The sequence below is a fragment of the Shewanella ulleungensis genome (assembly GCF_014648315.1).
GTDB lineage: Bacteria > Pseudomonadota > Gammaproteobacteria > Enterobacterales > Shewanellaceae > Shewanella > Shewanella ulleungensis.
Map to the genome: position 1 here is coordinate 233549 of NZ_BMQW01000003.1, position 24160 is coordinate 257708.

Here is a 24160-nt window from a genome sequence, read left to right on the forward strand (position 1 = left end):
TAAGCTAGTCATTGACTCATCATATTGCTGGCAATATTACTTGCTATAGTAACGGCGACAGTAATAAATATAATCCCCACTAATAAATCAATAATTGTATTTGCCGCTAATAGTTTTTGTTGAATACGTGGTTTAGATAATACTAATGCTAATAACCCAAACCAAATAAAAGACAAACTAAATAATAATATTGCTGCCGCTGTTTTAGTGGCATAACCCACTTGTGGGGTAATGAGAACTGTAAACAAAGTAATGAAAAAGATTAATGCTTTGGGGTTGAGTAAATTGGTGTATAAGCCAATTTTAAAGCCTTTAAATGACGACATTTGTGCCACATTGTCAATTGGTGGCGTCACCACAGTAGTTGGTCGACGTTTTAATTTAAGTGCTTTAAGAGCAGATGCTAGTGCGCCGAATCCCATCCAAGCTAAATAACCACTACCAATAAGCTGAACCACAATATAAGCCACAGGTGATTGTTGGATCATCACGCTGATCCCCAATAGTGACAATAATGTATGAACCAAAATGGCTGCAGCGATCCCCAAGGCGCAATAAACGGCGGTTAAGCGTGTTTGTTGTGTGGCCATTTTTACGACGATGGCAAAGTCCGGCCCAGGACTCATTAATGCGACTAAATGAATAACCGCTAAACTGGCTAATAAGGTGATATCCATATTCATTGTGCTCTAGTAATTATTGTGTATTTTAGGATAAGCCAATGATCATGGCACAGTTATACAGAAAAATGATAACAAAAAAGCGCTATATTAGCGCTTTTTTATATTCGAGCTGACTTAAGTCTGTTATTTACTGTTTAACACTTGCTCTTCAAAGCTTTTAGCCGCTTTACCCGCTTGTGAGTTGTTAAAGGTTTCTTCGTTAAACTCACCTTCTGACTTAGCGATAATCACAGTCGCAACAGCATCACCGGTTACGTTTACTGCTGTGCGGATCATGTCTAACATTCTGTCGACACCAATAATTAATGCAATACCTTCAACGGGTAAACCCACTTGGTTAAGCACCATAGCAAGCATAATTAAGCCTACACCAGGAACCCCAGCAGTACCGATGGATGCCAATGTTGCGGTAACAACAACCGTTGCGTAATCCATAATGCTTAATTCAATACCAAACACTTGTGCAATAAATACCGTCGCAACACCTTGCATAATGGCGGTACCATCCATGTTTAGTGTGGCACCTAATGGTAAGGTAAATGAGGCAATTTTATTGTCTACACCCATTCTGTGCTCTGCTGTTTCAATGGTGACAGGCAATGTTGCGTTTGAGCTGGCAGTACTGAAGGCAAATAATTGTACGTCACGAATTTTACGTAAGAACATTAGCGGACTTAAGCCTGAAAACAGCTTTAGTAATGTGGGGTAAACCACTAAGCCTTGGATAAATAATACCGCGACGACTAATAAGAAGTACTTAACAACACTCTCAAAGGTTTCTAATCCTAGTGTTAAGCTGAGTGTTGCCATTAAGGCAAAGACGCCATAAGGCGCTAACTGCATAATAAGTGTGACCACACGCATGATGACTTCATTAAGATCATTGAAGAATGATGCGACACGTGCGCCACGTTCACCAATATGTGAGATCGCAAAACCAAAAATAACAGCAAATAGAATGATCTGTAGCATGTTGCCTTCACTCATTGCTTGCATAGGGTTTGTGGGTACGATATTAATAAGTACTTCAGACAGGCTTGGTGCGTCTTTTGCTGTGTATTCTAATGCGTTACCTGCAAGACTTGCGTTACCAGGATGGATAATTACGGCGGCTAAAATAGCGATTGTAAGCGCAATGGCAGTAGTGAATAAGTAGAATGAAATGGTTTTACCCCCAAGACGGCCTAGCTTAGAGGGGTCGCTTAAGGAGCAAGTTCCACAAACAAGTGAAATAAACACTAGCGGTACGACGAGCATTTTTAAGCTGGAAATAAAGATAGTGCCAATAACATGTAAGAATCCATTAGTGATGTATTCTTGAATAAATGCACTACCTGGGAAGAAGTTCCTTAATGCGAGGCCAAATAAAATGCCGACTCCCATACCAATTAAAATTTTGCTCGTGAGTCCGAGCTTGCTTTGTTTACTCACAGAGTATTCCTTTTCATTATAATATTTTTAGATCTGTATTGAATGGTCTAAAGACTAGCAGGAATCGTTCTTTTAGGAAATGGCCATAAAGTGAAAGTTTTCGCTGATAAATAACGAATAAAGCAGTAGAGTTATGGTAAAGTTACAAGATATTTGCGTATTGTTAATCTATAAGTAACTATAATAATTATTTAGTTTAATCTTAATGTAACAGGGAGCCTGACAATGAGGTCAGCATATAAAGTATGTTTTGCACTTTTATGTTCATTTTTTCTCTTCGCTTGTGGCGGAGGGGGAAGTATTACAGATGATTCAGGAGATAGTGATACAACGACAACAATAACCTTAGCTATCGATAATTCTCAAATTTCAGTTGCGGAACCCGCAATCATTACCGCAACGGTAAAGGATTCAACGGGTAAAGCTTTCAGTACGCTCGTTACCTTTGAACTTAACAATGATACCTACGGTACATTTTCGCCTAGTACTGGTGAAGTTGTTACAAATTCAAACGGCGTTGCAACAATCCAATTAGACACTGCTGAAGTCAATACAGGCGCAACAGTTACAGCGACTACAGCCGAAGGCGTTACTGCATCTTTGTATGTCACCATGGCTGGTGATGGTGGTGCCGCTGACGGTGGTGCGCAAGTATCATTAGTGTTAACCGATTCGGCTGGTAACAGTATTGATTCTATTAGTACTTTATCGCCTGGTAAATTAACGGCAACAGTAACGGGCATCTCAAAAACTTCAATTGTTACATTTGCAAGTTCAATTGGTGACTTACCTGTAACGACTGCCGTGACCAATGCATCAGGTAAAGCGACAGTGGATATTTATGCCGGCAGTTCCTTAGGTGCTGGAGAAGCAACTGCAACTTTATCAACCAATGAAACCGGTTCGACTATTGTGGTTGTTGGCGCGACAGATGTCGTTATGGGAAGCGGTACGCCATTTGTTGAAGGTGTAGCGTCTATTAGTACCACCGATTTATCAGCAGGCGGAACAGCAACTATTTCTGTTTCTATTCAAGATGATGAGGGAAATGCCTATACTGAACCCGTTGACGTTTATTTTTCTTCAACGTGTGCAAGTAAAAGTCCTGCTCAAGCGGTAATCAGCTCACCTGTTTCTTCTAGTAATGGTGTTGCAAGTTCGACTTATCGCGCAGAAGGGTGTGTTGGTGTCGATCAAATTAATGTTACTGCTAGTGCTGGTGGTATTAGCTTATCAGCCGTAGGTACAATTAATGTACTGCAATCTGATGTTGGTAGTATTGTGTTTGTATCTGCCACACCTGAAAATATCAGTATTTTAGGTACTGGTGGTACAGAATCATCAATCGTTCAATTTAAAGTATTAGATAAAAATAGTAATCTTGTTGCTAACCAAAATGTGAAATTTTCTTTAAATACCAGTGTGGGTGGCGTTGGTATTGATCCTATCGAAGCAACAACGGATAGCGATGGTTTAGTTCAAACAGTTGTTACAACGGGTACAGTGGCGACCTCTTTACGTGTCACTGCAACTGTAGATAATAGTGCGGTACCTGTTATTTCTAGTCAATCTAGCCAATTAATTGTGTCGACTGGTATTCCTGATCAAGACAGCTTTTCTGTAGCGGCGACTCTACTGAATGCTGAAGGTTGGGACGTTGATGGTACTACAGTGACCATTACTGCTCGTATGGCTGACGCTTTTAATAACCCAGTACCAGATGGCACGACTGTGTCATTCACCACTGAAGGCGGTTCTATTGAAGATGCCTGCCAAACGGTAGATGGTGCTTGTTCTGTTCTGTGGACTAGTCAGTTACCAAGACCTGAAGGCCAAAGCTTGCTGAATGCCGCTGGACAAATGGTCCGTAATCCTGATGCTACGCTAGGATACGATTCTACTCTTGACATATATGGCAACATTTATGGTCAAAAGTACGGTGGACGCGCAACAATTACTGCGACTGCGATTGGCGAAGAGTCTTTCCCTGACCTTAATGGTAATGGCCGATTTGATGCGTCAGAAGCGTCAGAGTTTCTTACTGGCACAGATGTGACAGGCCAATCGTTTGATTTAAATGATGCGTTTAACGATTATAACGAAGATGGTTTCTTTAACCCTCAGCAAACTGGTGGTCAGACAGGTGGTTCATTAGAAGAGTTAGTTGATTTCAACTCTAACGAAGTTTTTGACCTCAAAGACGGCAAATACAATGGTGTGTTGTGCTCTGAACCTGTACATAGTGCATGTGCTGATGGCATAACAGATTCTAAGTCATTATTTGTCCGTCGTAGCTTAACCTTAGTGATGTCTGGCAGTACAGCGTTTGCTACTGCACCAGCCGATATTATCGTTGTTGATAGCACTGGCACTCATTCAGGTGAAAGCAGCATGACTATTGTGGGTAAAGGCTCTGCAACGGCAACGTTTACTATTTCTGATTTGCATAATCAGCAAATGCCAGCGGGTTCTATTGTACGATTTACAACATCTGCGGGTTCTGTAGTCAGTTCAAGTGAATACACATGGCCGAGCTCGAGTTATAATGGTGGTCGTCAATTTACCACTACGATCAAAGGTGAAGATGAACCTAACTCGGGAGTATTCCTTGTTGAAGTTGAATCACCTAATGGGTTAGTCACGCCGGTAGTATCGATTGGGGTTACTATTCTTTAATCGTTAATCAATGTGTGAAGTTGTTTATAGAAGGGCGCATTTAGCGCCCTTTTTGTTTCATAGATAAGTCTCCAATGTGTCAACTTATCTCAGGACGGGACACACATAAAAAAAGCCAGCGACGAAAGTGGCTGGCTTTTTTCTTTCGATATTATTTTAACGTTGGAATTGATACACACTGCCCAGCTTTAAAATTTGCGTTAGCTCATCTAATGCGGTGCGTGACTCGATAATCAATTGCGGATCAGCAAGATCGCTTACCGTAAGTTGATCACGGTAATGTTTTTCTACCCAGGTATTTAAACGAGTAAACAAGGCGTCATTCATTATCGTGTTTGGGTTTACCGCTGCGACTTCTTGCTCGTTCATTGCTACGCGTAAGCGTAAACATGCTGGTCCACCACCATTTTGCATGCTCTGTTTTACATCGTAATAACGTACTTGCTTAATTGGAGTGCCTAGCGTGACTAGTTCATTTAGGTAAGCAAATACCGCAGGGTTTTCTTGGCAATTAGTGGGCGCAATAATCGCCATTTCGCCAGAAGGTAAAGTAATAATCTGTGTATTAAACAAGTAACTACGAACCGCATCATCGATTGATACCTGACTAGTTGCTACTTTCACAAAATGCATCTCAGTGTTCATTTTACGACGAATTTCATCGAACTTGGCTTCGGTGTTTAAAAAAGCCTGTTCATGATAAAACAACACGTTTTGGTTACCGACGGAAATCACGTCATTGTGGAATACACCTTGATCGATAACATCAGGGTTTTGCTGCATAAATACACAACTTTCATCTTCGAGTTGATGTAATCTTGCGACCGCTTGTGATGCTTCTAATGTCTGGCGTGCTGGATATTTTGTTGGTTTTACTGCACTTGGATTAGTCGCTTCTTGCCCATAAACAAATAACTCAACACCAGCGTGTCCATATTCGCTACATAAACGCGTATGATTTGCTGCGCCTTCGTCACCAAAGCTTGTATGTTCAGGGAGGTGTTGATGATGTTTAAAGTAGCGATCGTTATTAAATGTGGCTTGCAGAATATTGCCTGTGGTAATGGGTTCAATACTGCGGTGTAATTTATCGACTAAATTGGCCGGAGTGAAGTGCACTTTACCGTCTCGGGTGTCGGCACTGGGTGAAACGGTTGCTGCGTTTGCTGTCCACATACTCGACGCGCTGCAACAAGCATTAAGCAGTGCAGGAGCCTGCTGAGCCGCTTTTTGTAATACTTCAGCATCTGACCCAGAAAAACCAATTCGACGTAATGTGTATAGATCTGGGCGCTCCTGTGGGGCCAATACGCCTTGTACCATACCTAAATCCGCTAATGCTTTGGCTTTCTGTAAACCTTGTTTGGCTGCTGCCTTTGGGTTTGAGGTGAGTGCCGCATTACTTAATGAGGCGACATTACCAAACGATAATCCAGCATAGTTATGGGTTGGTCCAACCAAGCCATCAAAGTTTGCTTCAAAATGCTTCATTCGTGATCCCTTGAGAATTTTTGTGAATAATTATTATTGTAGTTACACTTTTTTGTGTTACTTATAAAAAAGGAAACGTGATTGCTCATGTCAGTTAACGCTAAATTAATGCCAGTATACTGAAGCTATTAGGGTTAACAAGGCGTGTTAATTTTGCACAAACACGCATAAATGACTAAAAATGCACTGAAGATGCTCGCAAGTATCATTAAGTGAAAAATTACGTTTAAAAAACGCATATTATTTTTTCTATTTTTTACTATTGTTTAAAAAATGACTTAATAACCTATATAAAAGAGGGATTAACTTGAAACTATTGTCTCAACCCTCTATATATGGAATCAATTTTCTATATTTTGAGACTTTTTGGCGCAAATAAAACTATGGGTAAATCGCTAGTTATTGTCGAATCGCCGGCCAAAGCCAAGACAATTAATAAATATCTTGGTAAAGATTTCATCGTGAAGTCGAGTGTAGGTCATATCCGTGACTTACCGACTTCGTCTACTTCTGACGGTACAACTGCAACTAAAACCGCAGCTGAAGTCAGAAAAATGTCACCTGAAGAAAAAGCTAAATACAAGCTAATCAGAGACAAGCAAGCACTTGTGGCGCGTATGGGCGTCAACCCAGACAAAGACTGGGCAGCCAAGTATCAAATTTTACCTGGCAAAGAAAAAGTGGTTAAAGAATTAAAAGCGTTAGCTGAAAATGCTGACCACATCTATCTCGCAACGGATTTGGACCGTGAAGGGGAAGCCATTGCCTGGCATTTGCAGGAAATTATTGGTGGCGACGCTTCGCGGTATCAACGTGTGGTATTTAACGAAATTACCAAAACTGCTATTCAAGATGCTTTTAGCAAACCATCGGTACTTGATACCAATATGGTTAACGCTCAACAAGCACGCCGTTTTTTAGACCGTGTTGTTGGCTTTATGGTGTCACCTTTATTATGGAAAAAGGTTGCCCGTGGCTTATCTGCAGGCCGTGTTCAGTCGGTAGCCGTGCGTTTAGTTGTTGAGCGTGAAAGTGAAATTAAGGCGTTTGTTCCTGAAGAGTTTTGGGATATTCATGCTGATTTAAATACCACTAAAGCGCAAAGTTTAAAAATGCAGGTGATGAAATATCAATCTGCTGCATTTGAGCCAATTAATGAAGCACAAGCCCAAGTTGCAGTCGATGCATTGCGTAATGAAACATTTGTTGTTTCTGCTCGTGAAGACAAAGCAACGTCAAGCAAGCCTTCGGCACCATTTATTACCTCTACATTGCAACAAGCGGCCAGTACTCGTCTCAGCTTTGGTGTTAAAAAGACGATGATGATGGCGCAACGTTTGTATGAAGCGGGCCATATTACTTATATGCGTACCGACTCAACAAACCTAAGCCAAGAAGCTGTTGAAAATGTGCGTGAAATGATTGGTTCTGAGTTTGGCGCGAAGTATTTGCCTGCCGATCCTATTCGTTATGGCAGTAAAGAAGGCGCACAAGAGGCTCACGAAGCGATTAGACCGTCAAACGTTGCCGTGCAGTCTGCTTCACTAACCGATATGGAACGTGATGCTCAGCGTTTATATGAGCTCATTTGGCGTCAATTTGTATCTTGCCAAATGACACCTGCTCAATATGATGCGACTCGTTTAACCGTGACAGCGGGTGATTATGAATTAAAAGCCAGTGGCCGCACGTTACGTTTTGATGGTTGGACTCGCGTACAACCACCAATGGGTAAGAAAAACGAAGAAGACAGCACCTTGCCTGTGGTTGAAAAGGGTGACAAGCTCACACTTGAACAAATATTGCCAAAACAACACTTTACTAAGCCGCCAGCGCGTTACAGCGAAGCATCATTAGTCAAAGAGTTGGAGAAACGTGGTATCGGACGTCCATCAACTTACGCCACAATTATTTCAACCATCCAAGACCGTGGTTACGTAAAAGTGGATAACCGCCGTTTCTTCGCTGAAAAAATGGGCGAGATTGTCAGTGAACGTTTGGTCGATAGTTTTAAAGACTTAATGAGCTACGATTTTACCGCCAGCATGGAGCAAACATTAGATGATGTCGCTCAAGGCAAGCTGGATTGGAAAAAAGTACTTGACGGTTTCTACGGTGATTTCACTAAACAACTGTTGATGGCTGAATTAGATCCAACAGAAGGCGGTATGCGCCCAAATGAGATGGTACTAACAGAAGACATTAAGTGTCCTACCTGTGGTCGTCCAATGGGTATCCGTACTGGTTCTACTGGAGTATTCTTAGGCTGTTCTGGTTATGCACTACCACCAAAAGAGCGTTGTAAAACTACGCTTAACTTAACCCCTGGTGAAGAAGCTGTTAGCGATAATGAAGATGGTGAAACGGAAGCATTACGCGCGAAACATCGTTGTGGCAAGTGTGGCACGGCAATGGACAGTTACCTCATTGACGAGTCTCGTAAGTTACATGTATGTGGTAATAACCCATCATGTGATGGCTATGAAGTTGAAGCGGGCCAGTTTAAAATTAAAGGCTATGAAGGCCCATTGATTGAGTGCGATCGTTGTGGCAATGACATGGAACTTAAAAACGGTCGTTTTGGTAAATATTTTGGTTGTACCAACAGTGAGTGTAAAAATACTCGTAAGTTGTTACGTAGTGGTGAAGCTGCGCCACCAAAAGAAGATCCTATTTTCTTGCCAGATTTAAAATGTACCAAGTCTGATGCCCATTTTGTGTTACGAGATGGCGCTGCAGGTATATTTTTAGCCGCGAGTACTTTTCCTAAATCACGCGAAACTCGAGCGCCTTTAGTGGAAGAGCTGGTTACTTACCGTGAACTATTATGGCCTAAGTACGCCTATCTTGCTGATGCACCTGTTGAAGATGACGACGGCAATAAAGCCGCTGTTAAATTTAGCCGTAAAACTAAAGAGCAATACGTTGCTACCGAAGTTGATGGTAAAGCGACAGGCTGGTCTGCGAAATTTGTTAATGGTAAGTGGATTAGCGAATCGACTAAGAAAAAAACCAAGAAGTAAGCAGTACTTCAATCATATTAGCGTTACCCTCGGGTAGCGCTTTTTTATGGTCGCTATTTACTGTATTACAATAATGGTATTACATTTTTGATGACGACGGTTGCAGTTTTATATGCACTATTTTTGGAACGCCACCTAAATAGATCTTGAATCGATAAAAATGGGCATGATTAACAATGAATAATCGGAATGTGGCGCCAATCAGTGGTGTATTGTGGTGTTAAAAAATCTCTGTGCATCGTCCATTTTTGTTGTGCTCCTTGTGCACCTAGATATAGGGTGTCGCTGCCATAACGGTGATTAATATTATCCAGTACCTGCATCAATTGTGGTTTGGCTTTGCTGGCATTAAATAGGTCGAATTGCTGGTGTTGACTATTCACTAAATCGAGTAGTCCTACGCCTACTTTATAATAATGCACTCCTGGACGGTAAAGCTGATGTATTACCGATGATGCGGCATGAGTCATTTCAGCGCTACATTGTGTGGCACAGGTAAAGTTAACATTCACTTTAAAACTTTGCGGGTAACTATCATGAGGCGAGTTATGCGCGAATAACATCATCACCTTACACAAAGATTGTTGTTTTCTAGCTTTGGCAGCCGCGATAGAGATATGCATGCACAACGCTTGATGTAAGCTGTCAATATCGGTAATACGTTCACCGACGCTGCGGGTTGAGAATATTTGTTGTTTATCGGCCTTTACTTCATCCCATTGTTTACATGCTATGCCATTAAGTTCACGAATTGTACGCTCTATTTCAATGCTAAATTGCTTGCGCATCATGGTGGGTGAGGTGTTTGCGAGTTCCCAAGCGGTATTAATGTTCATTACAGTTAACTTGGCGGCGGTTTTACGGCCAATACCCCAAACATCGCTGATAGGTAGTGAAGCTAATGTTGCTTGGCGAGTTACCTCGTTATCTATTATGCACACCCCTTTAGATGCAGATGTTAATTTAGCGACTTTGTTCGCTACTTTTGCAAGTGTCAATGTTGAGCCGATACCCACACAAACGGGCAGCCGAGTATATTGCCAAACCGTTTGTCGAATACGTCTTGCATGAGTGGCTAAACACGGAATGGCTTGCTGGCAATGCTTAAAGGAGAGAAAAGATTCATCAATCGAGTAAATATGTTGCTCAGGGGCGAATCGGCCAATCACTTGCATCATTTTTGCTGACAAATCTGCGTATAACTCATAGTTGCTGGATAACACAACCACTTGATGTTGGCGGCAAAGATTGGCGATTTTAAAGTAGGGCTGAAACTTGGGGATCCCCAATTCAATTGCAAGGCGATTGGCTGCCACCACACAACCATCATTATTGGATAATACAATTACCGGACGATGACGCCATTCAGGTCTAAAGACCTGTTCAGCACTGCAGTAATATGAAGTGGCATCAACTAACGCGAACATAAATTGACCGCATCATCATGGCATCGTATTGAATAGATGACTGTGCCTTCAATGCTAAAATCATCATACTGATTAATTACTACATCGGCATAAGCATCGTTGGAAGAGAGCAATAATCTTCGTTTGAGATCGATCATTTTACACACGAACTCCCCGTTAAAGTTAGCCACAATAACTTGGCCATTCTTTACAGTACAACTGCGATCGACAATGACTAAGTCACCATCAAAAATACCAATGCCGGTCATTGAGTCACCCTGAACTTTACCGATAAACGTCGCGCTTGGGTGAGTAATTAACAGTTCATCTAAGCTTAATGGACGCTGTTTGTACTCTGCTGCCGGCGACTCAAAACCGCTAATACCGCCAGCAATATAGATTGGGATCACTTTCATATCAGTACCAAGTTAACCTGTAATAACACTGTATAAATAAACAGTATATTAGCAGCGAAACAGGAATGATCAAATATTCATTGCGAAAGATTGTGATGCGCGATAGCTGAGTCTGCAGGTAAGCGCTAAAAGTGGGACACAAAAAAGCCTCTTTACGAGGCTAGTTAGTTAGATAATTAACCCGTTGGGGCAAGAAGCATTACCATTTCTTTTTAGGTTGAAACAGCATATCAATATCGTCGCCTTCTTTTTTAGGCTTAGGAGCCGTTGGCTCGCTGCTACGTTGTGCCCCCATAATTTCATCGAGTAATTGTTTGGCTTCATCGACTTTACGCGCAATAAATGGGTCATTTGGCGTTTGGGCTTTAATTGTGTGCAAAGTATTTAATGCCTTTGTCACCATTTGTTTGCTCGAACCATATTGCTTCATAAAGCAAGCTGCACGGGCACGGCTAATCATCGATTCAACATTAATGCGCAATTGTAAGTTATCAATACGCATTTCTTCTTCGGCAAATACGGTGGGGTCAACTTTTCCCTTGTTATGTTCAGCTCGTAAAATAGCTTTCAGTTTTTTAAGGGTTTTTACTAACTCTAAAATTTGTCTGTCATTGTCTGGTAAGCGAAAATTTTCAATGGCAGGCACTTGGCTAGGTGAGTTAGATACCGTTGTTATTTGTGCTTTTATATCAGCAAGGCGGCGTTCATAGTCAGATTTCAATTGACCAGAAGCATGCGCAATTGATTGTTCCAATGCATCTTGAATACGGCGATATAGCACAAGCATTATGTGGCTAGAGCAGGGGGCCATACCCGTATTAGACAATACGGCATCGGTTTCGTCGATAATGGCGCGTTGGCGCGATACTTCTACTCGGCGTTCAGCTTCTGCGCGCTCTTTTTGTTGTTGGACGATACTAAAACCAATAATGAGTAATAGCAGTGCGCCGATAAGAATTAATACCAAAATTAAGGACATAAAGGTTCCATTTTATCTTTCATATCTCATGGTAAAAACAGCCAATAATGACGGCTAAAAAGTGATTTTGATGAGTGAAAAAGTTGATTAATAAACTTCATCAAAATTACTCTATATCTTAGCGTATGTTATTACGGCTGTCGTTGAATAATAAGTCGTTTTGCGGATAAATCATTAAACAGATCGAACAAATCATTTATTGACTGTAGATATGAGATATTTATCGGTTTTTTTCTTGCTCGTTATTACTATATATATTACATTTCACGTTATGTATATCGTTTTGTCATAGTTGAACGCTAGTTCTAGTTATGTAAAACACAAATAAACTTTATTCTTATTCGCGTCATGTGTGGATAGGTGACGGTTAAATCAAGGATCACACCATGAAACTGCAGCAACTTAGATATATTGCAGAAGTCGTTAAACATAATCTTAATGTGTCATCGACAGCAGAAAACCTCTATACCTCACAACCAGGTATCAGTAAACAGGTGCGAATGCTGGAAGATGAGTTGGGTATTCAAATATTTGGACGCAGTGGTAAACATTTAACTCATGTCACGCCAGCTGGTCAGCAAGTAATTGATATTGCAAATGATATATTAAGCAAAGTAGACAGTATTAAGAAAGTATCTGAAGAGTACACCAAACCTAACCAAGGCGAGTTAAATATTGCCACCACGGACACGCAGGCCCGTTATGCGCTTCCACAAATTATTCGTGAGTTTATTAAGCGTTATCCTAAAGTTAACTTGCATATGCATCAAGGCACGCCTTCACAAATCAGCGAGCAAGCCGCAAGAGGTGATGCAGACTTTGCTATCGCCACAGAAGCTATGCATTTATATACCGATTTAATTATGTTGCCTTGTTATCATTGGAATCGCTCAATTGTGGTTACCCGCGATCATCCTTTGGCGACTCAATCTGGAAAAATCAGTATTGAAGACTTAGCAGAACATCCGTTAGTGACTTATGTGTTTGGCTTTGATAAAGCCTCTGAAATTGAAAAGTCATTTAAACGCGCAGATTTAGACCCTCGAGTAGTGTTCAGTGCAACGAGTGCTGATGTATTAAAAACCTATGTACGTTTAGGCTTAGGAGTGGGTGTTATTGCTTCTATGGCTATTGATCCTGCAGTTGATAAAGATTTAGTCGCGATTGATGCTAGTCATTTATTTGCCCATAGCACAACTAAAATTGGTTTTAGGCGTGGAAGTTTTTTACGCAGTTATATGTATGATTTTATGCGACACTTCGCACCACATTTAACCCGAGATGTAGTTGAAAAGGCCGTAGCTTTACGAGATCAACAATTGATTGATGAAATGTTTGCCGATATTTCACTGCCAGTTAAATAGTATCCATTGTGTGGACACAATAAAAAACCTCGCTAAAAAGCGAGGTTTTTTGTCAGTGCTAATCATTCATATACAAATAGAACAAGTTAGTCTGGCGCATAACCTGATGGACCAATTAATTCGCCATCTAAATACGCTTTGCCATCCGTCATTGTCAATCTACCTAAACTAAACCATTTTACCACTAACGGGTAAATAGCATGTTCTTGTTCGTGTACTCGTTCTGCTAAAACAGTGGCATCTTCATCAGAATATACAGGCACTTTTGCTTGTAATATTACTGGGCCAGAATCTAACTCTGGAATAACGAAATGTACGCTAGCCCCATGTTCGTTATCACCAGCTTCTATCGCTCGTTGATGAGTATTTAAGCCCGTGTACTTAGGTAATAATGACGGATGGATATTGATCATTTTCCCAAGGAAACGGCTAACAAACTCATCGGTTAAAATGCGCATGAAACCAGCAAGAACAATTAAATCAGGCTGATATTTTTCAACGGCAGCTAATAAACGTGCATCGTATTCGCTGCGCGTTTCATTTTTATAAGCGATAACGCAACTGGTATCAATTTCGCTATGGTGAGCGCGGATTAATCCATAAGCATCCGGTTTGTTGCTAATGACTCCAACCACATTGGCGTTTAAGTTATCGTCACAACCATCAATAATGGCTTGAAGATTACTACCACTGCCAGAGATCAGCACCACAACACGACAGCTTTGGCTCATTAGATGATCTCCACTTGCTCTTCGTCACCTTGACGCGTTGCAATTTCACCAATTAACCAAGCGTTTTCGCCTTCAGCTTTAAGCAATGCTAATGCTGCGTCTACTTTGTCTGCTGGTAGGGCGATAATCATGCCTACACCACAGTTAAACGTGAGGTACATTTCGTGTTGAGCGATATTACCGTTTTGCATTAACCAGTCAAACACTATTGGCCATTGCCAAGAATCACCTTTTACAACGGCTTTACAATCTTCAGGAAGTACCCGTGGGATGTTTTCCCAGAATCCACCGCCAGTGATATGCGCCATAGCATGGATTTCTGACTGTTCGATTAGTTTCAGCAATGGTTTAACGTAAATTTTCGTTGGCTCAAGTAAGTGTTCTATCAATGGCTTACCAGCAAGGTCTTGCTGTGTATCTGCTTTACTGACTTCTAACACTTTACGGATTAACGAATAACCATTTGAATGAGGACCGCTAGAACCTAAAGCAATTAATGCATCGCCAGCTTTCACTTTTGTGCCATCAATGATGTCCGCTTTCTCAACAACACCAACACAGAAGCCTGCAAGATCGTAATCTTCGCCTTCGTACATGCCAGGCATTTCTGCAGTTTCACCGCCAATTAATGCACAACCAGACTGGAAACAGCCTTCTGCAATGCCATTGACAACAGAGGTAGCCGTTTCAACGTCTAATTTGCCAGTAGCATAGTAGTCGAGGAAAAAAAGTGGCTCAGCACCAGATACAATTAAGTCATTAACACACATGGCAACTAAATCGACACCAACAGTGTCGTGCTTTTTGTAATCAATGGCTAAACGTAATTTGGTACCAACACCATCTGTGCCCGAAACCAGTACAGGGTGTTTGTATTTAGTCGGTAATTCGCATAGTGCGCCAAAACCGCCTAAATTGCCCATAACTTCTGGACGGCGAGTGCGTTTTACCGCAGATTTAATGTTGCTAACTAACGCATTACCTGCATCGATATCAACGCCGGCGTCTTTGTAACTTAGGGGGGTAGGAGTGCTCACGGAGGATCCTCTAGGGTACATCGTTTTATGGAATTTTATGCGGCAGTATTCTATCAGTTTGTCTCATTAGTCGAAAGCCATGTTTTTACTTTATCCTGAAAAGAAAACGATGAATTGCCTATTTTTTATTGGTTTAGCTCACGATTTACTGCAATTTTGAAACTTTATGTTTTATAGAGGGGATAAATCGACTAACATTTGTCAAATTTGCCTGAAAAGTCGGAAAATCTAGGAGAAAGAAATGAAAGTCGTTGAAGTTAAGCATCCACTGGTTCGTCATAAAGTCGGTTTGATGCGTGAAGCGGATATCAGCACCAAACGATTTCGTGAATTGGCCACAGAAGTGGGCAGTTTATTAACCTATGAAGCAACAGCTGATTTTGAAACTGAAACCGTGACGATAGAAGGTTGGAACGGCCCTGTCAGTATTGAGCAACTTAAAGGTAAAAAAGTCACGGTAGTGCCTATTTTACGTGCAGGTTTAGGTATGATGGACGGTGTGCTAGAGCATATTCCAAGTGCGCGTATTTCTGTTGTGGGTATATATCGTGACGAAGAAACGCTACAACCAGTTCCTTACTTTGAGAAAATAGTCAGCAATGTAGAAGAACGTATTGCGTTGGTTGTCGACCCAATGCTTGCAACAGGCGGCTCAATGATTGCGACTATCGATTTATTGAAAAAGCGTGGTTGTACTTCAATTAAAGCATTAGTACTTGTAGCGGCTCCTGAAGGGATTAAAGCGTTAGAAGAAGCGCATCCAGATATCGAACTTTATACCGCTGCAATTGATGATTGCTTGAATGAGCAAGGTTATATTTTGCCTGGTTTAGGTGATGCTGGTGATAAGATTTTTGGTACTAAATAACCTGATTTCTGGATAATAAAAGTTTATTTCCATCCATTATCCCGAGTGCAGGCCGAATAAACGATATTAAGTCGTTAAAAAGTATCGTTAACAAAATGGGAGCCTAACAGGCTCCCATTTTTTATGTTTTTTACGTTAACTCACAAACCTATTGAGCACTACAACACCATGGCTGCAATCCAGCCAAAGATTAACAATGGGATGTTATAATGGACAAATGTAGGAATAACACTGTCACGGATATGATCATGTTGGCCGTCAGCATTAAGACCCGCTGTAGGGCCTAAAGTCGAGTCTGACGCCGGTGAACCAGCATCTCCTAGTGCCGCAGCCGTTCCTACTAACGCAATCGTTGCGGCAACTGAAAAACCAAAGCTGAGTGCTAACGGCACATAAATAGTGGCAATAATGGGAATGGTCGAAAATGATGAACCAATACCCATGGTAATAAGTAAACCCACAATCAACATTAATAGCGCAGCTAATGCTTTATTATCACCTATGATATCGCCTAGTGATGTTACCAAAGTACCGACTTCACCAGTAGATTTAACGACAGCTGCAAAACCTGCTGCTGCAATCATAATAAAGCCAATGTTAGCCATCATATGCACGCCTTGATTAAATAAGTCTTTGCTGATGTCTTGTTTAATGATCCCTGAAAAACGAAAAATGATGAAACCACTTAATGCACCAAAAATCATTGAGTCAGTTTGGAGTTGGACAATGAGGGTGATGACAATGGCTGATATTGAAATAACAATACTTTTACGATTAATTACCGGTGTAGTCGTGTCGCTAACAACCGGCTGTTCAATCATATATTGTCTTGGTTTACGGTAACTAATGAATACCGCGGTCAATAAACCACATACCATACCGAGTGCAGGCAATAACATTGCTTGAGGTATTTGAGCGTTTACGGCATTTAAGCCATTGGTATTTAAATTAGCCAATAAGATATCGTTTAAGAAAATACCACCGAATCCAATAGGTAAAATCATATAAGTGGTGACTAAACCAAACGTCAAAATACATGCAATGAGGCGGCGGTCGATATTAAGCTTAGAAATAACGTGCAATAGCGGCGGAATAAGAATGGGGATAAAAGCGATATGGATCGGTAAGATATTCTGCGACGAAACAGCCATTGCCAGGATGGTGACTAACAGTAACCAACGCACCATTTGGGTGTTACTACTATTAGGCTCTTTACCCAGTTTATTAATAATGGCATGAGAAATTAATGTTGTTAAGCCAGAATGAGATAAGGCTGCAGCAAATGCGCCCAATAACGCATAACTCAAAGCAATTTGAGCACCACCGCCTAAACCATCATTAAAGGCCGCGATGGTTTGATGTATATCTAATCCACCGACTAAACCCGCAATAACGGCACTAATGGTTAATGCAACCACAACGTTAATTCGAATAAAGCTTAAAAACAGCATTAAACAGACAGCGATAACAACCGCATTCATAATCGTAATTCTTTAAAGTAAGTGAGGCGGCTATTTTTGACTGCGCAGTAGTGTTTGTCCAGCTTAGATGAAATTTTTAGTGGGACATGCTGCGTTTAAATGAATAACTGGGCAGTTTTAGTACACATTTTACCTGCGATTAATTGTAGTCTATTACAAAATAGCTCAATACCTAATGGCGACTACGACTGAATTTATGGGTGCCACATGCCATTTTATTAGGCTATATACTATTTTTGTCACACTACAGTATTACATTAGTGAGTCTGCATGTTTTATTTTTCAGCAGGTAAACTTTTTTCAACTGAAATAGCTTATAAGTCGGCTAAATTAACTGTATGGTAGATGACTGAATTAGTATCAATGGTCACAATGTTTGAGTAATGGATAACCACAAAGAATATTTGTACCCTTGTAACATGTAAAAAGCCATTAAATGGAGATAGATAATGAGCGTATTAGTAGGCCGTCCAGCCCCAGATTTTACAGCAGCAGCCGTTCTTGGTTCTGGTGAAATTGTTGACACATTTAACCTAGCTACCGCTATTAAAGGTAAGCCAGCAGTTATTTTCTTCTACCCACTTGATTTTACTTTTGTATGTCCATCAGAGCTTATTGCTTTTGATCACCGTATGGAAGAGTTCACTAAGCGTGGCGTTGAAGTGATTGGTGTTTCTATTGATTCACAGTTTACTCATAACGCATGGCGTAACACCCCAGTAGACAAAGGTGGTATTGGCCAAGTTAAATACACTTTAGTTGCTGACGTTAAACACGAAATCTGTAAAGCGTACGATGTTGAGCATCCTGAAGCGGGTGTTGCTTTCCGTGGTTCTTTCTTAGTAGATAAAGAAGGCCAAGTACGTCACCAAGTGGTTAACGATTTACCATTAGGCCGTAACGTTGATGAAATGATCCGTATGATCGACGCACTTCAGTTCCATGAAGAGCACGGTGAAGTTTGCCCAGCTGGTTGGTCAAAAGGCGAAAAAGGTATGACTGCTAGCACTGAAGGTGTGGCGGCATACTTAAAAGATAACTCTTCAAAGCTGTAATACTGCTAGTTTGAGTTAATAAAAAAAGCTGCCTCGGCAGCTTTTTTGTTGGACGAGTAATATATAACAATAAACTCACACCATCTTATCGAGACAGGTATATTTTGAAGAGTAGGTTGATGTGGCTTCTTTCTTTGGTTACTTATTTTGTTTCAGTATCTTCTGCGTCAGCACTGACAAGTGGCCAGCCACCGAGCGCTTTCCAACGGTTAACAATATAGCAAAACAGCTCCGCGGTACGTTCAGTGTCATAAAGCGCTGAGTGAGCTTCTTTGTTGTCAAAATCAATCCCTGCCATCTTACAAGCTTTAGCCAGTACGGTATGGCCAATGGCTAAACCTGCTAGTGTTGCAGTGTCAAAGCTTGCAAACGGGTGGAAAGGTGAGCGTTTTAAACTATTACGTTCAATTGCCTGATTCACAAAGCCTAAATCAAATGCAGCGTTATGGGCGACAATAATACAACGATGGCAGTCAGCGGCCTTTTGCGCTTTTTTAACTTCTTTAAAAATTTCTAAAAACGCGACTTTTTCATCTACCGCTCCACGAAGTGGGTTGGTGGGATCAATGCCGTTAAATGCCAATGCTTCGGGTTCTAAATTGGCACCTTCAAATGGCTCAATATGAAAATGTAAGGTTTTATCGAGTTCAATGACACCATCACTGTTCATTTTTAACATGCTGACGGCAATCTCAAGCAACGCATCTGTTTTGGCATTAAAACCAGCCGTTTCAACATCAATCACCACGGGGAAATAACCACGGAAGCGGTGTTTAAACTTGTTAGCGTTGCAAATATCAGTCATTACAGTCTTCATCCTCAATTGATATCATTTTCAGAGCAAATGACATAAGCCGAGTATTATGCGCAAACTGACGCTCAGTGTCATGTTTGATTGTGGTTTTTATCAGCGATTAAAATGATTGTTTGCTAAAGAAACCCTATATAAGGCCGATAACTACTATGTAACCGATTTATAAGGGTGTTTTTATGTGGCGAAAACTGATGGTACTCACAAGTTTGTGTCTTTGCTCAACGGCTCATGCCGATTTGAGACATTATGTTGCGTCTTTAGAAAACTCAGCATGGAGAGTGGGTGAAAATAATCCAATTGAATGTCGACTCGAACATGATATCCCTGATTATGGCCGTGCTATTTTTACTAGCCATGCTGGCAAAGAGTTAAACCTACATTTCACATTAGACATGTGGTTAAAGCCAGATTCTGTCACCAATGCTACGTTAATCAGCCGTGCACCGAGCTGGCGTCCAGGGCATAACTCTAAAGAGATTACCCAATTATCTTATCAAAAACAGTTTAATGGTGAAGTGCCTAAAAAAGCCGCCTGGTCGATGTTGTCAGAATTAAGCCAAGGTATGGAACCAACGTTTTATTATGCTGACTGGTACAATCAAAGTGCCAAAATAGCGGTAGGACTCTCGTCTGCTAACTTTGGTGGTAAATACCGAGAGTTTCGCTCTTGCTTAGCCAATTTACTGCCTTATAGTTTTGATGATATTGCTTTTACAGTATTAAACTATCAAGAGGGTGGTGTTGAATTAACGCGTTTCTCGAAAATGCAGTTACAGAAAGTACAGCGTTATCTGTCTTTTGATCCGGAAGTAGAGCTTGTACTTATTGATGCTTACACTGACAGCTATGGTGGTCGTTCGGTAAACCAAAGAGTGTCAGACAAGCGTGCAGACTCTGTTAAAGACATTTTGGTTGCCAGTGGTATCCCACAAGATCGTATCCATACTCAAGGTCATGGAGAAAAGCGTCATGTTGCAGCTAACGAGCTTGCTCAAGAGCGCCAAATAAACCGTCGAGTTGTAATTAAAATCACCAAAGAAATTTAATCTTCAATATAACAAGTACTCTGCCCAAATATATAAGTCCAAGTGGTTAACCGCTTGGGCTTAATTTTGTGCGTCATTTATAAGCATTATGCCAATAATCTTGTTTAGTGAAGTGTGGTTAAACAAAGGCTGTAATGCGATGAATTAAACTTAACCAGTATTTATTTTTACAGTATTTTTTGAAAAAAAAGGCAAAAAAAACCCACTTAATCCAAGTGGGCTAAATAATTTGCAATCAACAAATTTAAGGAAGGAAGTCAAGCATAAGAACTAGGGTAAACTGAGGTATTGGGTTACACCAGTTTGGAGTTCTTGGTTTTCAACATCTGAATCGGATGTCTCCTGAAAACAAAGCTATAGTAGAATGAATGCACTAATTCGACAAGCTAGAAAAATTACAGTTTATCATTAGTAAAACTAATGGGTTGGTGGTTTTTTAGAAAGTGGAAATAGGCTTTATACTCAGCAATAGCGGTTTGTTAACTTATTATACATTTTTATTGCATAACTAGTCGGATTAGCAAATTAAGCTAAACGATAATATTTAACAAATGAATGATGGGTCGATTTTAGGCTGCATGCTTGAGTGATAAATAGTTTAATCATGGCGTTTCGAACTGAAAACATCTTGATTATATTTGTCATCTCTGTGCCAGTTGATTTTGCGTCATTAGTGATAATAGAAAGTTTATTATCGCGTCGATTTAGGGGGGGTAAGCATTAGTAAGCTCTGTTGGTAATGGCGTGTTATTGAGTTTTTTTAGTATTTTGTGTTTACGCCATATCAATGTGCATCATGCGATAAAGTCCGTTGTGTGTTTGAGGTAAACCAAACCGAAAATGGATAATCTACTTGTGTTATTTATTGTCAATTAACCTTACATTAATGGTTAGTTTTGTATCGTATAACCTGCGGTTTAATTACATTTTTTTGTTTAAAAATTTGTTAATATTTTGGGTAAACACATTAATAAAGCTTCATCTATTACAGTTCCTGAGGTAATTCACGTGTTTTAGCGCATTTTGAGCAAAATAAAGTCTGTTTTTAGCCTCAGACATTATTCACAAGCGTGTTGCTACTCGGTATAGTAAGCCAACTTTTGCAACCTAAGAATTGATACTCTGATTATGTTTGTTTGGCCCATATCAATTTACTATGAAGATACCGATGCCGGTGGTGTTGTGTATCACTCAAACTATTTGAATTTTTTTGAGCGGGCACGAACACAATGGTTAAAAGCGATGGGTATTCGCCAAGCGCAATTGCTAGCGGAAGACATTGCTTTTGTCGTAAAACATGCAGAAATAGATTTTCGTAAAGCAGCAAAATTTGAGCAAGACTTATTGGTTGAATCCAAGGTCGAAGAATTAAAAAAAGCGTCATTGGTGTTTCACCAGCGCTTAGTTGATCATCAAGGTGATTGCTATTGTGAAGCGACAGTGATTGTCGCGTGTATATCTTTGTCACGAATGCGTCCCCGCGCTATTCCCCTAAATATTGTTCAGGAGTTCGACAGTGCACGCTGAAATTTCATTTATTGGCTTGTTTTTAGAAGCCAGTGTGTTGGTAAAATTGGTCATGTTGACCTTGTTGGCATTATCGATTGCCTCTTGGGCCGTGATCATTCAACGCAACAAGTTATTAAGCTCAGCAAGAGTAAAGGCGTTACGCTTTGAAGACACGTTTTGGTCGGGTGTTGATTTAAACCGTCTTTATAAAGAGCTTATTGCACGTGGAAGTGCGATTTCTGGTCTAGAAGCGATGTTTGTGGCCGGTTTTAAAGAATATACCCGTCTAAGTAAAGTTAACAGCAAATCTCCAGAAGCTGTAATGGACGGAACGTCACGTGCGATGCGTGTTAGCTTATCGCGTGAGATGGAAAAGCTTGAAAATCATTTACCCTTATTAGCCACCATTGGTTCAACGAGCCCATATATTGGTTTGTTTGGTACGGTGTGGGGGATTATGAACTCGTTTATCGCACTAGGTGCGGTTGAAAATGCTACTTTAGCAATGGTTGCGCCAGGTATTGCAGAGGCATTGATTGCAACAGCTATGGGGTTATTTGCAGCTATTCCTGCTGTTATTGGTTACAACCGATTTTCGACTCAAGTAGAAAAGCTTGAAAGCTCATATGCTAACTTTATGGAAGAATTCTCAAACATATTGCAACGTCAAGCATATAGCGAGAAGGAAGCTGTTTAATGTATCAGCGTAAACGTCGTCGTCCGGTTGCAGAAATCAACGTGGTGCCTTATATCGACGTCATGTTGGTGTTGTTAATCATTTTTATGGTTACAGCCCCAATTGTATCGCAAGGTGTTAAAGTTGAATTGCCGCAAGGCAATGCAGAATCGCTACCACCAGATAGTAAACCACCGATAGTGGCGTCTATTGACGCTGCAGGTGAATACTTTTTAAATGTGGGCAGTAGTTCAAACTCTGTTGCTATGGATTTAGAGCAGGTGTCTACTGAGGTAGGAGCATTAATTCAGCTTGAGCCGTTAAGACCCGTAGTTGTTAAAGCTGACCGCTCAATTCCGTATGAAAGTGTGATCCAATTAATGATAAGTCTTCAAGGTGCGGGAGTACCTGCTGTGGGACTTATGACCGATTCGCCGAAGGAGAAATAGGTGGCTGGAAACTCAGATTTAACCGTACCAGTTTCTATTTCGGCTGGTATTCATATTGGTGCTATTGTCATTCTTGCTTTAGGCATTAGTTTTGATGATAAACCTAAGCCAATGCAAACAGCAGCCAGTGCACCTGCCGTTCAAGCTGTTGTGATTGATCAACAAAAAGTCACTGACAGAGTTGAGCAATTAAAAAAACAAAAGCAAGATGCGTTGCAGCAAGAAAAAGCGCGTCAAGCTGAGTTAGAGCGTAAAGCGCTAGAAGCAAGGCGTGAGCGTGAAAGCGAACAAGAAAAGATTAAAACGTTAGAGATCCAACGTAAGTTGAAAGAGGTAGAAACGCAAAAAGCAAACGATGCAGCTAAAGCCGCTCAGGTTAAGCAGCAACAAGAGAAAGAGCGTGCCTTAAAAGCTGAAGAGATCAGAAAACAGAAAGAAAAAGAACAAAAGGCATCTGAAGAAGCCGCTAAACAAGCTGCTGAAAAGCGCAAGCAAGAAGAAGCTACTGCCAAGAAAGCGCAAGAAGAGCGCCAACGAGCAGAAGAAGAACGCAAGCGCAAAGAAGAAGCCGAACGTAAACAACGTGAAGATGCTGATCGCAAGCGTAAAGCAGAGGCTGATGCTAAAGCACGTCAAGAGCGTGAAATGGCAGAAGCAATGGCTGCTGAGCAAGACTCGTTATCTAAAACACGCAATAAGCAAGTGTTATCAGAAGTTGATAAATACAAAGCGATGATCATTGCCACTATTCAACGTAACTTAGTGGTTGATGAATCAATGCGTGGTAAAAGTTGCCGAGTCTTTATTCGCTTAGCCGCAGATGGGTTTGTGACAACAGCACAAACACTTGAAGGTGATCAAGTTGTTTGCCGAGCAGCAAAAGTTTCGATAAATAAAGCGGGGCGTTTACCTGTATCGCCAGAGCCTGCTGTTTATCAACAGTTAAAAGAAATTAATTTAACCGTTTCACCGGAATTTAATTAATATCAAACGTATTTAAGATGGAATTGAATTAAAGGAGTCGC

General features: G+C 40.8%; 20 protein-coding genes. 10 read left to right on the forward strand and 10 right to left on the reverse strand.

Going from position 1 to position 24160, the window contains the following annotated elements; translation table 11 throughout:
• Positions 1-8 precede the first annotated feature (8 nt).
• Both IEY40_RS07770 and IEY40_RS07775 read right to left on the reverse strand, forming a co-directional pair.
• Positions 9-677, reverse strand: coding sequence for a LysE family translocator (locus tag IEY40_RS07770; protein ID WP_188955334.1), 669 nt, complete (start codon positions 675-677; stop codon positions 9-11).
• Positions 678-806: 129 nt separating this feature from the next.
• Positions 807-2114, reverse strand: a complete 1308-nt coding sequence (locus IEY40_RS07775) for a dicarboxylate/amino acid:cation symporter (protein ID WP_188954916.1) — start codon at positions 2112-2114, stop codon at positions 807-809.
• A gap of 225 nt (positions 2115-2339) precedes the next feature.
• Between IEY40_RS07775 and IEY40_RS07780 the strand changes: the two genes are divergently transcribed.
• Positions 2340-4790 carry a hypothetical protein gene (locus tag IEY40_RS07780; protein WP_188954918.1) on the forward strand — a complete coding sequence of 817 codons (2451 nt, stop codon included), beginning with the start codon at positions 2340-2342 and terminating at the stop codon, positions 4788-4790.
• A 156-nt stretch (positions 4791-4946) separates the two neighbouring features.
• Here IEY40_RS07780 and astB read toward each other — a convergent pair whose 3' ends face one another.
• Positions 4947-6281 carry an N-succinylarginine dihydrolase gene (astB, locus tag IEY40_RS07785; protein WP_188954920.1) on the reverse strand — a complete coding sequence of 445 codons (1335 nt, stop codon included), beginning with the start codon at positions 6279-6281 and terminating at the stop codon, positions 4947-4949.
• Positions 6282-6664: 383 nt separating this feature from the next.
• Here astB and topA point away from each other — a divergent pair, with 383 nt between their 5' ends.
• A complete protein-coding gene (gene topA / locus IEY40_RS07790; RefSeq protein WP_188954922.1) occupies positions 6665-9304 on the forward strand; it encodes a type I DNA topoisomerase in 2640 nt (879 codons plus the stop codon).
• 170 nt (positions 9305-9474) lie between these two features.
• On the opposite strand, the gene IEY40_RS07795 is transcribed toward topA, so the two are convergent.
• From IEY40_RS07795 to IEY40_RS07805, 3 genes are all read right to left on the reverse strand, one after another.
• Positions 9475-10731 (reverse strand): Y-family DNA polymerase, encoded by a 1257-nt coding sequence (locus IEY40_RS07795; RefSeq protein ID WP_188954924.1) that lies wholly within the window; start codon positions 10729-10731, stop codon positions 9475-9477.
• Positions 10719-11126: a LexA family protein gene (locus tag IEY40_RS07800; RefSeq protein WP_188954926.1), complete on the reverse strand. Its 408-nt coding sequence runs from the start codon at positions 11124-11126 to the stop codon at positions 10719-10721. Before IEY40_RS07800 ends, IEY40_RS07795 begins: the two co-directional genes overlap by 13 nt.
• 199 nt (positions 11127-11325) lie before the next feature.
• Positions 11326-12105: a hypothetical protein gene (locus IEY40_RS07805; RefSeq protein ID WP_188954929.1), complete on the reverse strand. Its 780-nt coding sequence runs from the start codon at positions 12103-12105 to the stop codon at positions 11326-11328.
• Between the two features lie 386 nt (positions 12106-12491).
• Between IEY40_RS07805 and cysB the strand changes: the two genes are divergently transcribed.
• Complete coding sequence (cysB, locus tag IEY40_RS07810) at positions 12492-13469, forward strand: HTH-type transcriptional regulator CysB (protein WP_188954931.1); 978 nt, start codon at positions 12492-12494, stop codon at positions 13467-13469.
• Between the two features lie 86 nt (positions 13470-13555).
• Here cysB and purN read toward each other — a convergent pair whose 3' ends face one another.
• Entirely contained in the window at positions 13556-14200 is a 645-nt protein-coding gene (gene purN / locus IEY40_RS07815; RefSeq protein ID WP_188954933.1) for a phosphoribosylglycinamide formyltransferase, read from the reverse strand.
• Positions 14200-15237: a phosphoribosylformylglycinamidine cyclo-ligase gene (gene purM / locus IEY40_RS07820; protein ID WP_188954935.1), complete on the reverse strand. Its 1038-nt coding sequence runs from the start codon at positions 15235-15237 to the stop codon at positions 14200-14202. The genes purN and purM overlap by 1 nt, the downstream gene beginning before the upstream one ends.
• 241 nt (positions 15238-15478) lie before the next feature.
• Here purM and upp point away from each other — a divergent pair, with 241 nt between their 5' ends.
• Positions 15479-16105 (forward strand): uracil phosphoribosyltransferase, encoded by a 627-nt coding sequence (gene upp, locus IEY40_RS07825; RefSeq protein WP_188954937.1) that lies wholly within the window; start codon positions 15479-15481, stop codon positions 16103-16105.
• Positions 16106-16263: 158 nt separating this feature from the next.
• On the opposite strand, the gene IEY40_RS07830 is transcribed toward upp, so the two are convergent.
• Positions 16264-17586, reverse strand: a complete 1323-nt coding sequence (locus IEY40_RS07830) for a Na+/H+ antiporter family protein (protein ID WP_188954939.1) — start codon at positions 17584-17586, stop codon at positions 16264-16266.
• A gap of 449 nt (positions 17587-18035) precedes the next feature.
• Between IEY40_RS07830 and IEY40_RS07835 the strand changes: the two genes are divergently transcribed.
• On the forward strand, positions 18036-18641 hold the full coding sequence (locus IEY40_RS07835) for a peroxiredoxin (RefSeq protein ID WP_160056527.1): 606 nt from the start codon (positions 18036-18038) through the stop codon (positions 18639-18641).
• A 142-nt stretch (positions 18642-18783) separates the two neighbouring features.
• Here IEY40_RS07835 and rnt read toward each other — a convergent pair whose 3' ends face one another.
• The gene (rnt, locus tag IEY40_RS07840; RefSeq protein ID WP_188954941.1) at positions 18784-19446 is read right to left on the reverse strand and encodes a ribonuclease T; all 663 of its coding nucleotides are present in this window, start codon (positions 19444-19446) and stop codon (positions 18784-18786) included.
• A 185-nt stretch (positions 19447-19631) separates the two neighbouring features.
• Between rnt and IEY40_RS07845 the strand changes: the two genes are divergently transcribed.
• From IEY40_RS07845 to tolA, 5 genes are all read left to right on the forward strand, one after another.
• The gene (locus IEY40_RS07845; protein ID WP_188954943.1) at positions 19632-20501 is read left to right on the forward strand and encodes a flagellar protein MotY; all 870 of its coding nucleotides are present in this window, start codon (positions 19632-19634) and stop codon (positions 20499-20501) included.
• A 1125-nt stretch (positions 20502-21626) separates the two neighbouring features.
• Positions 21627-22028, forward strand: coding sequence for a tol-pal system-associated acyl-CoA thioesterase (gene ybgC, locus IEY40_RS07850; protein WP_188955336.1), 402 nt, complete (start codon positions 21627-21629; stop codon positions 22026-22028).
• Positions 22018-22707 carry a protein TolQ gene (tolQ, locus tag IEY40_RS07855; protein WP_188954945.1) on the forward strand — a complete coding sequence of 230 codons (690 nt, stop codon included), beginning with the start codon at positions 22018-22020 and terminating at the stop codon, positions 22705-22707. The genes ybgC and tolQ overlap by 11 nt, the downstream gene beginning before the upstream one ends.
• On the forward strand, positions 22707-23135 hold the full coding sequence (gene tolR, locus IEY40_RS07860; RefSeq protein WP_188954947.1) for a protein TolR: 429 nt from the start codon (positions 22707-22709) through the stop codon (positions 23133-23135). Before tolQ ends, tolR begins: the two co-directional genes overlap by 1 nt.
• Complete coding sequence (gene tolA / locus IEY40_RS07865) at positions 23136-24119, forward strand: cell envelope integrity protein TolA (protein ID WP_188954949.1); 984 nt, start codon at positions 23136-23138, stop codon at positions 24117-24119.
• Positions 24120-24160 lie beyond the last annotated feature (41 nt).